Source organism: Microbacterium sp. ISL-59 (assembly GCF_018613945.1).
GTDB classification, from domain to species: Bacteria; Actinomycetota; Actinomycetes; order Actinomycetales; family Microbacteriaceae; genus Microbacterium; species Microbacterium oxydans_B.
The window spans coordinates 421,226-436,674 of record NZ_JAGGPG010000004.1; the positions used below are offsets into that span (position 1 = coordinate 421,226).

Annotated in this window: 14 protein-coding genes; 12 read left to right on the forward strand and 2 right to left on the reverse strand. The window is 70.5% G+C overall.

Annotation, left to right across the window (positions count from 1 at the left end):
* Position 1 precedes the first annotated feature (1 nt).
* The 3 genes from J7E45_RS15650 to J7E45_RS15660 are packed head-to-tail and all read left to right on the forward strand — an operon-like array spanning position 2 to position 2,882.
* Positions 2-1,174, forward strand: a complete 1,173-nt coding sequence (locus J7E45_RS15650) for an FAD-binding oxidoreductase (RefSeq protein WP_251054490.1) — start codon at positions 2-4, stop codon at positions 1,172-1,174.
* Positions 1,171-1,452, forward strand: coding sequence for a 2Fe-2S iron-sulfur cluster-binding protein (locus J7E45_RS15655; RefSeq protein WP_105710431.1), 282 nt, complete (start codon positions 1,171-1,173; stop codon positions 1,450-1,452). Before J7E45_RS15650 ends, J7E45_RS15655 begins: the two co-directional genes overlap by 4 nt.
* Positions 1,449-2,882 (forward strand): FAD-dependent oxidoreductase, encoded by a 1,434-nt coding sequence (locus J7E45_RS15660; protein WP_215070470.1) that lies wholly within the window; start codon positions 1,449-1,451, stop codon positions 2,880-2,882. Before J7E45_RS15655 ends, J7E45_RS15660 begins: the two co-directional genes overlap by 4 nt.
* A 34-nt stretch (positions 2,883-2,916) precedes the next feature.
* On the opposite strand, the gene J7E45_RS15665 is transcribed toward J7E45_RS15660, so the two are convergent.
* Positions 2,917-4,491, reverse strand: coding sequence for an AMP-binding protein (locus tag J7E45_RS15665; RefSeq protein WP_215070472.1), 1,575 nt, complete (start codon positions 4,489-4,491; stop codon positions 2,917-2,919).
* Between the two features lie 92 nt (positions 4,492-4,583).
* Positions 4,584-5,807: a PAS domain-containing protein gene (locus J7E45_RS15670; RefSeq protein ID WP_091029609.1), complete on the reverse strand. Its 1,224-nt coding sequence runs from the start codon at positions 5,805-5,807 to the stop codon at positions 4,584-4,586.
* A gap of 164 nt (positions 5,808-5,971) precedes the next feature.
* On the opposite strand from J7E45_RS15670, the gene J7E45_RS15675 reads away from it, so the two are divergent.
* The 9 genes from J7E45_RS15675 to J7E45_RS15715 all read left to right on the forward strand — a co-directional run bounded on the left by J7E45_RS15675 (position 5,972) and on the right by J7E45_RS15715 (position 15,438).
* Entirely contained in the window at positions 5,972-6,988 is a 1,017-nt protein-coding gene (locus J7E45_RS15675) for a tripartite tricarboxylate transporter substrate binding protein (RefSeq protein ID WP_215070474.1), read from the forward strand.
* Position 6,989: 1 nt separating this feature from the next.
* A complete protein-coding gene (locus tag J7E45_RS15680; RefSeq protein ID WP_251054310.1) occupies positions 6,990-7,559 on the forward strand; it encodes a tripartite tricarboxylate transporter TctB family protein in 570 nt (189 codons plus the stop codon).
* Positions 7,559-9,106: a tripartite tricarboxylate transporter permease gene (locus J7E45_RS15685; RefSeq protein WP_091029616.1), complete on the forward strand. Its 1,548-nt coding sequence runs from the start codon at positions 7,559-7,561 to the stop codon at positions 9,104-9,106. The genes J7E45_RS15680 and J7E45_RS15685 overlap by 1 nt, the downstream gene beginning before the upstream one ends.
* 51 nt (positions 9,107-9,157) lie before the next feature.
* Positions 9,158-9,955 (forward strand): sulfite exporter TauE/SafE family protein, encoded by a 798-nt coding sequence (locus J7E45_RS15690; RefSeq protein ID WP_215070476.1) that lies wholly within the window; start codon positions 9,158-9,160, stop codon positions 9,953-9,955.
* 71 nt (positions 9,956-10,026) lie between these two features.
* Positions 10,027-10,323 (forward strand): hypothetical protein, encoded by a 297-nt coding sequence (locus J7E45_RS15695; protein WP_215070478.1) that lies wholly within the window; start codon positions 10,027-10,029, stop codon positions 10,321-10,323.
* A complete protein-coding gene (locus tag J7E45_RS15700) occupies positions 10,316-11,878 on the forward strand; it encodes a cell wall metabolism sensor histidine kinase WalK (RefSeq protein ID WP_215070480.1) in 1,563 nt (520 codons plus the stop codon). The genes J7E45_RS15695 and J7E45_RS15700 overlap by 8 nt, the downstream gene beginning before the upstream one ends.
* Position 11,879: 1 nt before the next feature.
* The gene (locus J7E45_RS15705) at positions 11,880-12,539 is read left to right on the forward strand and encodes a response regulator transcription factor (RefSeq protein WP_215070482.1); all 660 of its coding nucleotides are present in this window, start codon (positions 11,880-11,882) and stop codon (positions 12,537-12,539) included.
* The gene (locus tag J7E45_RS15710; RefSeq protein WP_215070484.1) at positions 12,536-14,116 is read left to right on the forward strand and encodes an SLC13 family permease; all 1,581 of its coding nucleotides are present in this window, start codon (positions 12,536-12,538) and stop codon (positions 14,114-14,116) included. Before J7E45_RS15705 ends, J7E45_RS15710 begins: the two co-directional genes overlap by 4 nt.
* 119 nt (positions 14,117-14,235) lie before the next feature.
* The gene (locus J7E45_RS15715; RefSeq protein WP_215070486.1) at positions 14,236-15,438 is read left to right on the forward strand and encodes a glycerate kinase; all 1,203 of its coding nucleotides are present in this window, start codon (positions 14,236-14,238) and stop codon (positions 15,436-15,438) included.
* Positions 15,439-15,449 lie beyond the last annotated feature (11 nt).

Genomic DNA, 15,449 nt, shown 5'->3' on the forward strand with positions numbered 1-15,449 from the left:
CATGCGGTACGACGCGGTCGTCATCGGCGGTGGCCTGCTCGGCGGGGCACTGACCTGGATGCTGGCACGCGAGGGCGCCTCCGTACTGCTGCTGGAGAAAGACCAGTTGAACCAGCACGCCTCCGGCCAGAACGCCGGCAGCCTGCACTTCCAGCTCGAGTATCGGATGGTCGAGAACGGGTGGGAGTCGGCGCGCACCGCCGCCGCAGCCATGCCCCTGCATCTGGATGCCGCCGAGGCCTGGACGCGGCTGGGAGATGAGCTGGGCGAATCGGTCGGCGTCGTGCAGCGCGGCGGCTTCATGCTCGCCGAGACGGCCGAGCAGGTCGCGGTGCTCGAGCGCAAGGTCGGTCTCGAGCAGGAGTGGGGGCTGGATGTCACCCTTCTCGACGGCGATGAGGCGCGGCGCATCGCGCCGTACCTGTCGGAGTCCGTGCTCGCCGCCGCCTTCTGCCCGATCGAGGGCAAGGCCGAGACTCGCACCGCGGGGCCCGCGCTCGTGCGGGGTGCCGTGAAGCTCGGCGCAGAAGTCCGCACACACACCCGCGTGACCGGGCTCGAGCGCGACGCGCACGGCTGGAAGGTGACCGCCGCCGGTCCGGACTCGACGCTGAGCATCCACGCCGACACGGTGATGATCGCAGCGGGGGTGTGGACCACGGAACTGGGCGCGCTCGCCGGGGCCGACCTGCCGACCATCCCGCTCGCCCTCATGATGAGCGTGAGCGCGCCGGTCGAACCGTTCATCGGACACCTGATCCAGCACGCCGGCGCCAAGCTCTCGCTCAAGCAGACGCAGAACGGCACGGTGCTGATCGGCGGGGGCTGGCCCGCGGCACTCAGCCGCAGCGCGGGCTCGCCGGATCTGGAGACGCGTCCTCGCCTGCTCCCGGAATCCATCGTGGGCAATGCCCGCGCGGCGATCGGAGTGGTGCCGGGCACAGCTCGACTGCCCATCGTGCGTTCCTGGGCGGGGACCACGACGATCACCCCGGATCAGCTGCCCCTCGTGGGAGAGGTGCCCGGATGCCCGGGGATGTTCGTGGCCACCGGGGGATCGGCCTTCACACTCGGGCCGAGCTTCGCCCGTTCCCTCTGCGACCTGGCTGCCGGTCGCACACCTCACATCGACCTGCGGCCCTACGCCCCGGACAGATTCGGAGTCATGGCATGAACGACCAGCCCCTCGCCGATCGCGCGGTGCCGCGGCGGCTGGACGTGTCCTTCGTCGTGGACGGACGCTCCGTGCGCGCTGCGGCGGGGGAGACCGTGGCGGCGGCGATGCTGGCCGAGGGCGAGCGGTGCTTCGCCCGGCGGGGCGGCGAGCAGCGCGCGCCGCTGTGCAACATGGGCACCTGCTTCGAGTGCGCGATCACGGTCGACGGCGTGCCGATGACCCGCACCTGCCTGACAACCGTCCGCGACGGCATGAACGTGCGGACCGACGCATGAGCGCCGACCTCTACGACCTCGCGATCGTCGGGGCAGGACCGGCCGGTCTGGCCGCAGCGCTCGAGGCGCACGCACAGGGCCTGCGGACGCTCGTGATCGACGAGCAGCGCGCGGCGGGGGGACAGATCTTCCGTCAGCCGCCGACCGAGTTCGACGAGCCGGTGCGGTCTCCGGTCGGATACCCCTGGGCGGCGGATCTGCTCGCGGATGCGGCCGGGGCCACCGGCGTCGACTGGTGGTTCGAGTCGACGGTGTTCGGTGTGCTCGACGCGCGCTCGACCGGCCGCGACGACTTCGAGGTGCTCGTCACGGGCCCTCAGGGTTCGCGGCGCGCGCACGCCCGAAGGCTGCTCGTCGCCACCGGCGCCTACGACATGCCGGTGGCGATCCCCGGCTGGACGATGCCGGGCGTGCTGATGGCCGGCGCGGCACAGGGACTCCTGAAGGCGCAGCATGTGCGGGCAGCGGGTCCGGTCGTGCTGGCAGGCTCGCATCCGCTGATGCTGATCGTGGCCGCCCAGCTGGTCCGTTCGGGGGCCGACGTGGCCGAGGTGGTCTTCGCCCGCGGACTGCCCTCCCTGCGCGAGCTGTTCCTCGCCGCTCCGGCCGTGCCAGGGCATGTGCGTCTGCTGGCCGAGCTCGCCGGCTGCGTGCTCACCCTCGTGCGACACGGCGTCCGGATCACGACGTCGGCGGTCCCCACCGCGATCATCGGCGACGGCGGTGTGACCGGCATCCGACTGGCGAAGGCCGACCGAGCGTGGCGCGTGCGCGGCCCCGAGCGCGAGGTTCCGGCGCGGACCGTCGTCCTCGGATACGGGTTCCAGGCCTCCACCGAGCTCGCGCGTCAGCTCGGATGCCCGGTGCGGTGGGACTCGGCCGCCGGCGGGTGGCTCGTGGATGTCGACGGCACCTTCGAGACGGGCGTTCCCGGGGTCTTCGTCGCGGGTGAGCCCACGGGTGTCTCCGGGGCCGAGCAGTCACGGGCGGAGGGGGCCGCGGCGGCGGCAGCGATCGCCGCCGGTCTCGGCAGGCCCGTGGACGCCGTGCGCGCTCGGGCGATCGAACGGGACCTGCGCCGCTCCCGACGGTTCGCCGCGGTCGTGCAGCGGATGTTCGCGCCCGAGCGCCCCGGCCTCACGGCACTCGCGACGCCGGCGACGACGGTCTGCCGATGCGAGGCGATTCCGCGGTCCGACGTCGACGGGTTCCTCGAGGCGAACCGGCATGCCGACACCGTGGATGCGGTCAAGCTGAGCTGCCGCACGGGTATGGGCCCCTGCCAGGGGCGCTACTGCGAGACGACTGTGGCCGGTGCGGTCGCCGCCGCGCGCGGCGGGGCGGTCTCCGACGCCGGTCGCTTCGCCGCCCAGCTGCCCGTCAAGCCGGTGTCCCTGCAGACGTACGCCGACCTCTTCGACGCGGACTGAGCGAGGTCGGCGCCCGGGTGGGCGCCGACCGGCGTCAGCGGATCCGCAGATCCTTGCGGAGGATCTTCCCGGAGCTCGACTTCGGGATCACGTCGATGAACTCGACCTGTCGCACCTTCTCGTGCGGGGCGACATGGGCGGCGACGTGCGCCATGACGGCATCCGCGTCGAGGTCGGCGTCCGGCTGCCGCACCACGAACGCCTTCGGCACCTCCTGGCCGTCGTCGTCGAGGGCGCCGATAACGGCGGCGTCGGCGATGGCAGGGTGTTCGAGCAGCACCGCCTCCAGTACGGCGGGGGCGACCTGGTACCCCTTGTACTTGATGAGCTCCTTGAGCCGGTCGACGATGCGATAGATGCCGTCGTGGGTGACGGTCGCGACATCGCCGGTGTGCAGCCAGCCGTCGGCGTCGAGCATCTCGGCTGTGGCATCCGGACGGTTGAGATACCCGACCATGACCTGCGGCCCGCGCACCCACAGCTCGCCCGGCTCGCTGGCACCCTCGGCGGGCACGGCCACGTCTTCGCCCGATTCCGGGTCGACCAGTCGTGCCTCGGTGTTCGGCACGAGCGGGCCGATGGCCGAGCGGTCGATGTCGCCGCGGGTCTCGGAGGTGAGGTTCACGGCCGGGCTGGTCTCGGTCATGCCGTACCCCTGGGTGACGATGCAGTCGAGCCGGCTCGCCACCGCAGACGCCAGCGCCCCGTCGAGGGGAGCGGCTCCGGAGAAGATGACCTTCACCGCCGAGAGGTCGTACTGGTCGACGATCGGATGCTTCGCCAGTGCGACCGCGATCGGGGGCGCGACGAACACCCAGGTCGTCCGATGCTCGGCGATGATGCGGAGGAACTCGGGCAGATCGAACTTCGGCATCGTGACGAGTCCCGCGCGCTGTCGGAGCGCGAAGTTCAGCAGCACGGTCATCCCGTAGATGTGGAAGAAGGGAAGCACCGCGAGGAGGCGGTCGCTCGCGCCGACGCCGAGAACGGGTCGGCACTGCGACACGTTGGCCACGAGGTTCCGATGCGTGAGCATCACGCCCTTCGGTCGTCCGGTCGTGCCGGAGGAGTAGGGCAGGACGGCCAGGTGCGTCGCGGGATCGAACGACACCTCGGGTGCGGGATGCCCCTCACCCAGCAGCGCCGGCAGCGACGGATGGCCCTCCACTCCGTCGAGGACGATCACGTGATCGGCCGCGAAGCCGAGCTTCTTCGCAGCCGCCAGAGCCCCGGGGAGCAGCGGTGAGACGGTCACGAGCCACGTCGCCCCCGCATCGGTGAGCTGATTCGCGATCTCATCTGCGGTGTAGAGGGAGTTGATGGTCGTCGCGGTCGCCCCCGCGCGGAGGATGCCGTGGAACACCGTCGCGAACGCGGGGATGTTCGGGCACAGCACGCCGACCGTGGTCCCCACACCCACCCCGCGGGCGGCGAGGGCTCCCGCGAAGAGGTCGATCTGCCCGACGAGCTGCCGGTAGCTGGTGGTCGCTCCGCTCACCCCGTCGATCAGTGCGATCGAGTCGAGCTCGGTCTCGTCGAGCCCGCCGAAGAGGAACTCGTGGATGGAGACCTCGGGGATCTCCACATCGGGATAGGCGCTGCGAACCATGAGATCTCCTTCGATCCGGGGGTGTCGACGTCGTCGTCGAATGCGATCCAGTGTCGCACATAACGGCACCGGGTCCCAGGGTTCGGGAGAGGTCAGACGGCGCCGTTCAGCCGGTACCGCGTGCTCGGTCGACCCTTCGTCGTGTAGTCGAGCGTGCGGATCGCTCGACCGGCGCTCGCGAGGTGCTCGAGGTAGCGTCGCGCGCTGACCCGGGAGATGTCGAGGTCCTCGCCGATCTCGGTCGCCGAGGCATCCGGGCGTGCCGCGAGTGCCGCGACCACGCGATCGAGCGTCTCCGCACTGAGCCCCTTCGGAACGCCGAACCGCTGACGGAACGCGATGATCGCGTCCGCGGCCTCGACGCGGCGGACGACGTCGTGCAGCTCGGTGTGATCCCGCAGCAGCAGAGTCGCCCCGATGCCGCCGCCGCCGTCGGCGTCGCTGCCGGTGCTCCGGGCGACGAGCACATGCGAGCCGACGATCACGGGCCGCCCGGCCGCCTCGCCCTCGCGGAGCACGGTCGTCAACTCCTCGCCCAGCACCTCCGCGGCCGGCGCCCCGTCGAGGTCTGCGGCATCCCGGCCGAGGAAGCGGGCAGCGGCGTCGTTGACCAGCGTGATCCGTCCTGTTCCGTCGACCGTGACCACGCCTTCGCTGAGGCCGTGCAGCGTGGTCTCCTGGTTCTTCACGAGCGCGGCGATCTGATGGGGCTCGAGCCCGTAGATCCGACGACGGATGATCGAGGTCACCCACGCCGAGCCGAACACCCCGAACACGGCGGCGGCGAGCATCGCCGAGATCAGCCAGGCGAGGTTCGCGGTGAACTCCTCATTGAGCTCCGACTCGAGGATCCCGACCGACGCGGTGCCGATGACGGTGCCGTCGTCGTCGCGGATCGGGACCTTGACCCGCCAGGACGTGCCGAGCGTGCCGGTCTGCGTGCCCACGTAGACCTCACCCGAAAGAGGGATCGAGGGGTCGGTGGAGACCTTCTCCCCGATGCGGTCCGGATTCGGGTGCGAGTAGCGGATGCCGTCTTCGTCGGCCACGACGACATACGCGAGATCGGACGCCTCGCGGATGACCTCGGCGATCGGCTGGATGGTGGTCGACGGCTCTGGATCGTCGAATGCATCGAGGACGGTCGGCAGCGCCGCCACCGACTGGGCCACTGCCTGCATCCGGTCCTTGTAGGCCTCGCGAAGAGCCTGCTCCTGGAACGCTCCGGCCACGATCCCGGTCGCGAGGGTCACCAGGAACACGATCAGCGCCTGGAGCAGGAGCAGCTGCACGCGGAGCGTCATCTTCGAGGCCACCTGATCATTGTCGCGCCTGCGCGAGGACCCCGCGAGCGGGGGAGGACACCGTCTCCGACCAATAGTTCCGAAACTCCGACCAATGGTTTCCGAAGCTTGAGCGGCGGCACGCGAGCTTCCACTGTTGACCCCACAGCAGCACGAACGCTCAAGGAGGAGCGCATATGAAGAACGCACGCATCGCCACCCTGACCGCACTCGCGGCGGTGGCGGCATTCACACTGACCTCGTGCGCCGGAGGCAGCGCAGCGAACGACGGCGGCGGTGAGGCCGAGGCCGCCGCCGTCACCGACGTCTCGATCGTCGTCCCCGCAGACCCCGGCGGAGGCTGGGACCAGACCGGCCGTGCCGTGTCGCAGGTGCTCACCGAGGAAGACATCGTCAGCTCGGCTCCCGTGACCAACGTCGGCGGCGCCGGCGGAACGGTCGGCCTGGCCCAGCTCGCGAACGAGAAGGACCCGAACACCCTCATGGTGATGGGGCTCGTGATGGTCGGCGCCGTCGAGACGAACGCCTCGGCGGTGCGGATCGAAGACACCACGCCGATCGCCCGCCTCACGGACGAGCCGCTCGTCGTGGTCGTCCCGGCGGATTCGAAGTACGACACCCTCGAGGATCTGGTGGAGGACGTGGTCGACAACGGGCAGTCGGTCACGATCACGGGAGGCTCGGCGGGAGGGGCCGATCACATCCTCGCCGGGCTGATGCTCGAGGAGGCGGGCCTCGACGGCGCGGAGATCGCGGAGAAGTTGAACTACACCCCGAACTCCGGCGGTGGCGAGGCGGTCCCGCTGCTCATCGGCGGCAAGGTCGCGGCGGGCATCTCCGGCGTCGGCGAGTTCGCGCAGCACATCGAGAGCGGCGACCTTCGGGCGCTGGCGGTCTCGAGCGAGGAGCCGGTCTCCCAGCTCCCGGACGTGCCGACCATCACCGAAGAGGGCTACGACGTGGTGCTCACCAACTGGCGCGGGGTGATCGCGCCCGGGGGCATCTCCGACGGCGAGAAGGACGAGCTGGTGCGCGTGATCACCGAGCTGCACGACTCCGAGGCCTGGACCGATCAGTTGGAGACCAAGGGCTGGACGGATGCATTCCTGGTCGGCGCGGAGTTCGATGAGTTCCTCACCGGGGACATCGAAGAGGTCACCGCGACGCTGAAGAACATCGGTCTGGTGCAGTGACATGACGGTCCCCGCATCGTCGGGGACCGAGGAGCGGGGCGTGCGAGACGGCCATGACGGCCGGCTCGCACGCCGTGCTCCCTCCGTCCCCATCGGCGAGCTCGTGTTCGCCGGCATCATGGTCGCCCTCGGCGTCTTCGCTGTGGTCGGCATCTTCCTGATCCATGTCCCGGTCGGCATGAAGGCCGGGCCGACGGTCTTCCCGATCTTCGTCTCGGTGATCCTGCTCGCCTCCGCGGTCGCCGTCCTGATCGGCGTGCTGCGGGGGGAACGCGGCGGGGCGGAGGACGAGGAAGACGTCGATCAGAGCCTCCCGACCGACTGGGTCACCCTCGCCAAACTGGCGGGACTCGTCGTCGCGCACCTGCTCCTGATCGAGCCGCTGGGATGGGCGCCCGCGGCCGCCCTGCTGTTCGGCGGAGTCGCGTGGTCGCTCGCCGCCAAGCGGTGGTGGATGGCGTTCCTCATCGGCATCGTCGTAGCCCTCGTGATCCAGATCGTCTTCGGCGGTCTGCTCGGTCTGTCACTGCCGTGGGGTCCTGCTCTCGGCTGGCTCGGAAGGATGTTCTGATGGACAGCTGGACCCTGCTCCTGGAGGGCTTCGCGACGGCGCTGCAGCCGCAGTACCTCGCGTTCGCCTTCCTCGGCGTCTTCGTCGGCACCGCGGTCGGAGTGCTCCCGGGCATCGGCCCCGCGATGACGGTGGCGCTGCTGCTTCCCCTCACCTATACGCTCGATCCCGCCGCGGCGCTCATCACCTTCGCCGGCATCTACTACGGCGGCATGTACGGCGGCTCGACGACGAGCATCCTCCTCAACACTCCAGGTGAGTCGGCGTCGATCGTCACGGCGATCGAGGGCAACAAGATGGCCAGGATGGGGCGCGGCGCAGCGGCGCTCGCCACCGCGGCCATCGGATCGTTCATCGCCGGCACCCTGGCGACGCTCGGGCTGACGTTGCTGGCGCCGCTGCTCGCGCAGTTCGCGGTGAACCTCGGGCCCGCCGACTACGTCGCGCTCATCGTGATCGCGTTCATCACGGTCGGCGCGCTGATCGGCAGCTCGATCTCGCGCGGCATGCTCTCGCTCGGTGTCGGCCTGTTCCTCGGACTCGTCGGAACCGACTGGCTCTCCGGGCAGCAGCGGTACACGCTCGGGCTCCCGGCCCTGTCCGACGGCGTCGACATCGTCCTGGTCGCGGTCGGCCTGTTCGCGGTCGGGGAGACGTTCTACATCGCCGCGCGGTTGCGGCACGGCGGCGTCGATGTGATCCCCGTGACCCGCGGATGGCGGTCGTGGATGACCAAGGCCGACTGGCGCCGTTCGTGGAAACCCTGGTTGCGAGGAACCGCGATCGGCTTCCCGATCGGCACCATCCCGGCCGGCGGCGCGGATGTCGCGACCTTCCTGTCGTATGCGACCGAGCGCAAGCTGTCGAAGCACCGCGACGAGTTCGGACGCGGTGCGATCGAGGGCGTCGCAGGCCCCGAGTCGGCGAACAACGCGGCCGCCGCCGGTGTGCTGGTGCCGCTGCTCACGCTGGGCCTGCCGACGACGGCCACCGCGGCGATCATCCTCACGGCGTTCCAGTCGTACGGCATCCAGCCGGGGCCGCTGCTGTTCGAGAGCCAGTCGAACCTGGTGTGGGCGCTCATCGCGAGCCTGTACATCGGCAACGTCATCCTGATCGTGCTCAACCTGCCGCTCGTGGGCATGTGGGTGAAGCTGCTGCAGATCCCGCGGCCGTACCTGTACGCGGGCATCCTGCTGTTCGCGGTCTTCGGGGCGTATGCGCTGCACAGCTCGCCGACCGACATCGTGATCCTGTTGATAGTCGGCATCCTCGGCTACTTCATGCGGCGATACGGCTACCCCGTGGCACCGCTGGTGGTCGGGATGATCCTGGGGCCGATGGCCGAGGAGCAGCTGCGCAAGGCGCTGCAGCTGAGCCAGGGCGATCTGAGCACGCTGGTCATGCAGCCGTTCGCGGCGATCGCCTACGGGGTGCTCGCGCTCCTGATCGTCGGCGGGCTGTGGCTGCGTCGACGGCAGCGCCGGTACGAGCAGGCGCTGACGGAGTCGATCGCGGTGCCCATCAAGGCCGACTCGGAGGTCTGAGTCCGAGGCGGTGGGTTCGAGAGGGGAGGAGGCCGCGAGTAGGCTGATCCGGTGAGTGACGTACAGGCCCCCGCGCGAGGGCCTCGCGCCTACGCAGCATTCATCGGGATCGGCCTTCTCGCCGGTCTCCTCTCCGGACTCTTCGGCGTCGGCGGCGGCACGGTGATCGTCCCGCTGCTGGTGCTCCTGCTGCACTTCGACCAGCGCCTCGCGGCGGGCACATCGCTCGCGGCGATCGTGCCGACCGCGAGCGTCGGCGTCATCTCTTACGCCGCGACCGGTTCGGTGGCCTGGATCCCCGCCATCATCCTGGCGGCGGGCGCCGTGGTGGGTGCGCAGATCGGCACCCGCCTGCTGCCGCGCATCTCGCAGACCGCGCTGCGGTGGGGCTTCGTCGGCTTCCTCGTCGTGGTGATCGTCAGCCTGTTCCTCGTGATCCCCTCGCGGGACGCCGCCTTCGAACTCTCCTGGCTGACGGGCATCGCGCTCGTCGGGGTGGGCGTCGGCACGGGCATCCTCGCCGGGCTGATCGGTGTCGGCGGCGGCGTGATCGTGGTCCCGGTGCTGATGCTGGCCTTCGGCACGAGCGACCTCGTCGCCAAGGGCACCTCGCTGCTGATGATGATCCCGACGGCGATCTCCGGCACGGTCGGCAACCTCCGCAACCGCAACGTCGATCTGCTCGCAGCGGCTCTCATCGGCGTTTCAGCCTGTACGACGACCGCCCTCGGAGCGTGGCTGGCGACGATCGTCGACCCGACGCTGGGCAACATGCTGTTCGCGGCATACCTCGTCGTGATCGCGGTGCAGATGGCGATCAAGGCAGTCCGAGGGCGCAAGCGCGGCTGAACATCCCGTGGATGAAAGGATCTTCATCCACGACTCATCTGCGCATCATGATCGACGGGCATCATGGGGTCATGACCACCCCACGCCGCCTTCTCGTCACCGGAGCGCTGATCGCGATCCCGGTCGCCTTCGCGGTCGGGAGCGTCGTGCTGGCGCAGATGCCGCCGTCGCCGCAGATCCCCACCGAGCCCGTGTCGGTCCAGCTCGCGCCGCCGGTGCCGAGTGAGAAACCTGCGCCCGCGCCCGCACCGGCTCCTGTCGTTCCTGCTCCGGCACCCGCACCGCCGCCTGCGCCTGCACCCGCGCCGGCCCCACCGGCCGGTGACGACGATGATGACGGCGGCAGCGGCGGCGACGACGATGACTGACGCCCCCACCCTGCCCCTCGACCTCGGCGAGCCCGTCATTCCGGCTCGTTCGGAGACGCGCGTGGTGCCGCAGGGGCACGCCGCCTCCGGTGCTCCGCTGCGCACACTACGCCGGCGCACCCTGCCCGCCCGCTGGCGGATCACGCTGTGGATCATCCTCAGCACCGCCATCACGCTCCTCGCCGTCGGAATGATCGGCCGTAGCATCTTCCTCGCGGGGGTGGAGCAGTCGGCCAACGCCGAGATCGAACAGGAGGCCGCCGAGTTCTCCCGATTCGCGGAGGATGCCGCGGCAAGCGGCCACACCACGGCTGAGGAGCTGGTCGGCGAGTACGTCGACCGACAGTCCGTGCACGAGGACGAGGTCGTCATCGCCACCGTAGACGGGGCGGTGGTCGCGGTCGCGAACGGCCGTGTGGAGGCGACGGATCCCTCCACGCTCTCGGCCATGCCCGGCGCGGAGGAGCTCGTGACCGCGCTGCTCGGCGAGACCGCGACCTCCGGTGCGATGGACTCCCCGGACGCGGGCCCGTTGCGTTGGGGCCGCCTGGACTTCACGACCGGTGATCGCGACGGCGCCGTGCTGATCGTGCAGTACACGCAGGAAGCCAGGTCGCAGGTCGATGCCGGTTTCGCCACTATCGCGTGGGTGGCGCTGATCGGCATCCTGCTCAGTTCCGGTGTCGCCTGGCTCGTGGCCGGCCAGATCCTCGCACCCGTGCGAGAGGTCTACCGGGTGGCCCGCGATATCGGCGAGCATGACCTCTCCGCGCGAGTGCCGGTCGAGGGGACCGACGACATCGCCGCCGTGGCCACGACCTTCAACCAGATGCTCGACCGTCTCGAAGCCGTGCACGCCACGCAGCAGCGATTCGTCGATGACGCAGGGCATGAGCTGCGCACCCCGATCACGATCGTGCGCGGGCAGCTGGAGCTGCTCAGTGAAGACCCGGAGGAGCGCGCGGCGACCCTGCGACTCGTGAGCGACGAACTCGACCGGATGAGCCGGATCGTCACCGACCTCCTCGTGCTCGCCCGTGCGGAGCAGCCCGACTTCGTGCGGGTCGCGAACTGCGACATCGCCGCCCTCACACTCGACATCGAGGCGAAGGCACAGAACCTCGGCGATCGCCGGTGGCAGCTCATGGAGGTGGCGGAGGGCACGGCGGCTCTCGATCCTCAGCGGGTCACCCAGGCCGTGCTCCAGCTCGCGGCGAACGCGGTGCAGGTCACCGAGGTGGGCGACCGCATCCTCATCGGCTCGCGCTTCGACGGCGACGGGACAGAGCGCCGGTTGCGGTTGTGGGTGCGCGACTCCGGGCCCGGAGTCGCGGCTGCGGATGCCGAGCGCATCTTCGAGCGCTTCGCCCGTGGTGACAGCTCCGGCGCGCGTCGCGGGTCGGGGCTCGGACTCGCGATCGTGCGGGCGATCACCGACGGACACGGCGGTTCGGCCTGGGTCGACAGCGTGTTCGGCGAGGGCGCCACCTTCGGTATCGACCTTCCGGCACCCACCAGCGCGCGGCTCGACGCCGCGGCAGAGAGGAGCGAGTGAGATGCGCAGCATCCTCATCGCCGAAGATGACCCGCACATCACCTCGTTCGTCCGCCGGGGCCTGCGGGCGGCCGGCTACGAGACCGCCGAGGCGGCCGACGGGCACACCGCGCTGCTGATGGCTCGCAGCGGCATGTTCGACCTCGTGCTGCTCGACATCGGGCTCGGCGGCATGGATGGCTTCGACGTGCTGGCCAACCTGCGCGGCGAAGGCGTCGCGACACCCGTCATCATCCTCACCGCCCGCGACTCGGTCATCGACACGGTGCGGGGCCTGGAGAGCGGGGCCAACGACTACGTCACCAAGCCGTTCCAGTTCGCCGAGCTCATCGCCCGTGTGCGGCTGAGGATCGGCGACGGCGAAGGTCGTGCGGGCGGTCCGGTGCTCACCCACGGCGACGTGCGGGTCGATGTGCGGGCCCGCACGGTCGCGGTCGACGGAGACATGCGCGAGCTCACCTCGCGGGAGTTCGCCCTGCTCGAGGTGTTCCTGCAGAACGCCGGTCAGGTGCTGTCACGCGACCAGCTGATCGGGCACGTCTGGGGGATGGACTTCGATCCGGCCTCCAACGTGGTCGACGTGTACGTGCGGGCTCTGCGCGGCAAGATCGGCGTCGACCGCATCGAGACCGTGCGCGGGGCGGGATACCGATTCCGATGAGCGATCACACCGACACCACGAGCCGGGCGGCCGAGACGACGACGGTCGAGCGCACGCGCTTCGCGACGATGCCGCCCGAGCGACAGGGGCTGCCCGTCGGACGCCGATCCGTGCGCCCTCGACTCGGACGCGCGAGCATCCTCCGCCTGGTCGCACTCGGACTCGTGCTGGTCGCCGGGGCCGGGATGGTCCTGGCCGCGCTGACTCGGTCATCAGGAGACAGCGCGCCGACTCTGCCGATCGCGGTGACCCTCACCGTCTTCCTGCTCGCCGTGTGGGCCTGGACCTCGACGCGGCTCGACGACACGCTCGTCGCCTTCCTCGCGGCGATCGCCTTGATCGTCACCGGGGTGCTGCCGGCGAGCGACTTCTTCGCCTCCCTCGGCGACGAGACCATCTGGCTGCTCATCGGAGCGTTCGTGATCGCCTCGGCCGTGTCGTCATCGGGGCTCGCCCTGCGCGGCGCCTCGCACCTGCTGCGGTTCGCACGGGGGCCGCGGAGCCTGTTCCACCTCACGACGGTCGCGCTCACGCTCACCGCCTTCGCCGTGCCCGCGACGTCCGGGCGTGCGGCGCTCGCCATACCGGTGTACACCGCGGTCTCGGCCGTGCTTCCCGGACGCGAGCGGGTTATCCGCGCCCTCGCCCTGCTGATGCCGACCGTGGTGCTGCTCTCGGCCGTCGCTTCCCTGCTCGGCGCGGGAGCGCACATCGTCACGGACCAGCTCCTGCGGGCTGCGGGTGAGGAGGGCTTCACGTTCCTCAGCTGGCTCTGGCTCGGGGTGCCGCTCGCCGTGGTCTCCTCGCATCTGGCCTGCGAGATCATCCTCTGGCGCTTCACCCGCCGTGCCGACCGCGCAATCCCCCTGCGCATGGATGCCGCGGAGATCGGCCGTTCCGCGTCGACCGCAGTGACCGGGCCGCTCAGCATCCTGGAGCGGCGAGCGGTGCTGCTGCTGGGTGCGGTGATCCTCCTCTGGGCCACTGAGCCGCTGCACCACCTGTCGCCTGCCCTGGTCGCGCTCCTCGGGGCCGTCGCCGCCGTGACACCCGGGATCGGCTGCCTGACCTTCCCCGCCGCGATCAAGCGCGTGCCGTGGTCGCTGCTGCTGTTCCTCGCGGCGACCCTCGCGCTGGCCTCTGCGCTCACCACGACGGGTGCTGCCGCGTGGCTGAGCTCGTCGGCGCTCGCCCCGCTGCGTGGACTTGGAGCTGCCGGGGCCGTCGCCTTCATGCTCGTGGTCATCGCGATCTCGACCGCGGCGCATCTGCTGATTCCGTCCCGGTCGGCACGCTCCGCCGCGATCATCCCCGTCGTGATCGCGCTCGCTCCCGCACTCGGCGTCTCCCCGATGGCCGCAGCCTTCGCCTCGACCGCCGCGGCCGGGTTCTGCCATACGCTCCCCAGTTCGGCGAAGCCGGTGGCGATGTTCGCCGACCCCGACATCGTCAGCGGAGGATTCACCCCGCACGATCTGCGCCGGCTCTCGGCGCTCCTGGCTCCGGCGATGTTCGTGCTGGTCGCGGTGTTCGCCCTGTGGGTCTGGCCGTCGATGGGGTTGCCGCTGCTGCTCTGATCCGGAGCGTCCTCACCCCGTCACATCCGCTTCACTCCGCGTGCGCCGCCGGTGCACCGGTGCTCGTCGTGCCCGCATGCCGGGCATTCGTCGCCCGTTCGGGCGCAGAAGGAGGAATCATGTCGATCCACACCCCGCAGCGCATCCTGGTCGCACCGAGTGGGTTCAAGGAGAGCCTGAGCGCCGAGGCCGTCGCCCAGGCGATCGCCGCCGGCGTGCGTCGGGTCATCCCCGGAGTGCAGGTCGACGAGTACCCGGTGCCGGATGGCGGGGAGGGCACCGCCGCCGCGCTCGCCGCCGCCACCGGAGGGGAGCTCATCGCGGCACGGGTCACCGGTCCCGTCGGTGACCCGGTCGATGCGCACTGGGCACGGCTCGGTCAGCATGCCGACGGGACCGCCGTCGTCGAGATGGCATCCGCCGCAGGCCTCAGGCTCGTGCCCCGTGACCGCCGCGACCCCGGGGAGACCACCACTCGCGGAGTCGGTGAGCTGATCGCGGCGGCTCTGGACGCCGGGGTCGAGCGGATCGTGGTCGGCTGCGGCGACTCCGGTACGAGCGACGGCGGTGCCGGGGCGCTCGAAGCGCTCGGCGTACGCATCCTCGATAGCGACGGCGTGCCCCTCGCCGCGGGCGGTCGACACCTTCGAGATGCGGCGAGCCTCGATCTCGCAGGGTTGCACGCTCGCATCGGAGAGGTCGAGATCGTCCTCGCCTGCAACATCCACAACGTACTGTGCGGCCCGCGCGGGGTGGCCCGGGTGTTCGGCCCGCAGAAGGGCGCGACGGCGGAGCAGGTGGACGAGCTCGCGACGGCCTTGGACGTCTGGGCAGGATTGCTCGAGGAGCAGAGCCCGTTCGGAGCGTCGATGGATGTGCGCACCGGCGGCGGCACGGGGGCGTCGGGTGGACTCGGGGCAGGGTTGGCTGCGGTGCTCGGTGCGCGTCTCGCCCCGCGCTTCGAGGTGCTGCTCGACAGCGGCCTGCTGCCCGAACCGCTCGACGAGCTGATGGCGGTGGCCGACCTCGTCATCACCGCCGAAGGCGCCATCGACTTCCAGACCCCTCGGGGCAAGGTGCCGGCCGAGATCGCGATGCGCGCACGGATCGCCGGCGTCCCGGTGCTCGGCATCGCCGGATCTCTCGGTGTGGGCGCCCCGACCGTGCACGACATCGGGATCGACGCGATCGCCTCGATCATCACCGTGCCGATGCCGCTCGAACAGGCGGTGGAGCACGGCGACGCCCTGCTGCGCGACGCCGCCGAGCGCTGCATGCGCATGGTTCTGCTCGGATCGGCGATGTCAGCGCGCGCGGCCTGAGCCCGGCGGAG

Bases quoted from the DNA above. Each gene is read 5' to 3' on its own strand.
- J7E45_RS15685 (WP_091029616.1), top strand. From the start codon at position 7,559: ATGGACAGCTGGACCCTGCTCCTGGAGGGCTTCGCGACGGCGCTGCAG.
- J7E45_RS15695 (WP_215070478.1), top strand. From the start codon at position 10,027: ATGACCACCCCACGCCGCCTTCTCGTCACCGGAGCGCTGATCGCGATC.
- J7E45_RS15650 (WP_251054490.1), top strand. From the start codon at position 2: ATGCGGTACGACGCGGTCGTCATCGGCGGTGGCCTGCTCGGCGGGGCA.
- J7E45_RS15665 (WP_215070472.1), bottom strand. From the start codon at position 4,491: ATGGTTCGCAGCGCCTATCCCGATGTGGAGATCCCCGAGGTCTCCATC.
- J7E45_RS15675 (WP_215070474.1), top strand. From the start codon at position 5,972: ATGAAGAACGCACGCATCGCCACCCTGACCGCACTCGCGGCGGTGGCG.
- J7E45_RS15660 (WP_215070470.1), top strand. From the start codon at position 1,449: ATGAGCGCCGACCTCTACGACCTCGCGATCGTCGGGGCAGGACCGGCC.
- J7E45_RS15710 (WP_215070484.1), top strand. From the start codon at position 12,536: ATGAGCGATCACACCGACACCACGAGCCGGGCGGCCGAGACGACGACG.
- J7E45_RS15680 (WP_251054310.1), top strand. From the start codon at position 6,990: ATGACGGTCCCCGCATCGTCGGGGACCGAGGAGCGGGGCGTGCGAGAC.
- J7E45_RS15655 (WP_105710431.1), top strand. From the start codon at position 1,171: ATGAACGACCAGCCCCTCGCCGATCGCGCGGTGCCGCGGCGGCTGGAC.
- J7E45_RS15715 (WP_215070486.1), top strand. From the start codon at position 14,236: ATGTCGATCCACACCCCGCAGCGCATCCTGGTCGCACCGAGTGGGTTC.
- J7E45_RS15700 (WP_215070480.1), top strand. From the start codon at position 10,316: ATGACTGACGCCCCCACCCTGCCCCTCGACCTCGGCGAGCCCGTCATT.
- J7E45_RS15705 (WP_215070482.1), top strand. From the start codon at position 11,880: ATGCGCAGCATCCTCATCGCCGAAGATGACCCGCACATCACCTCGTTC.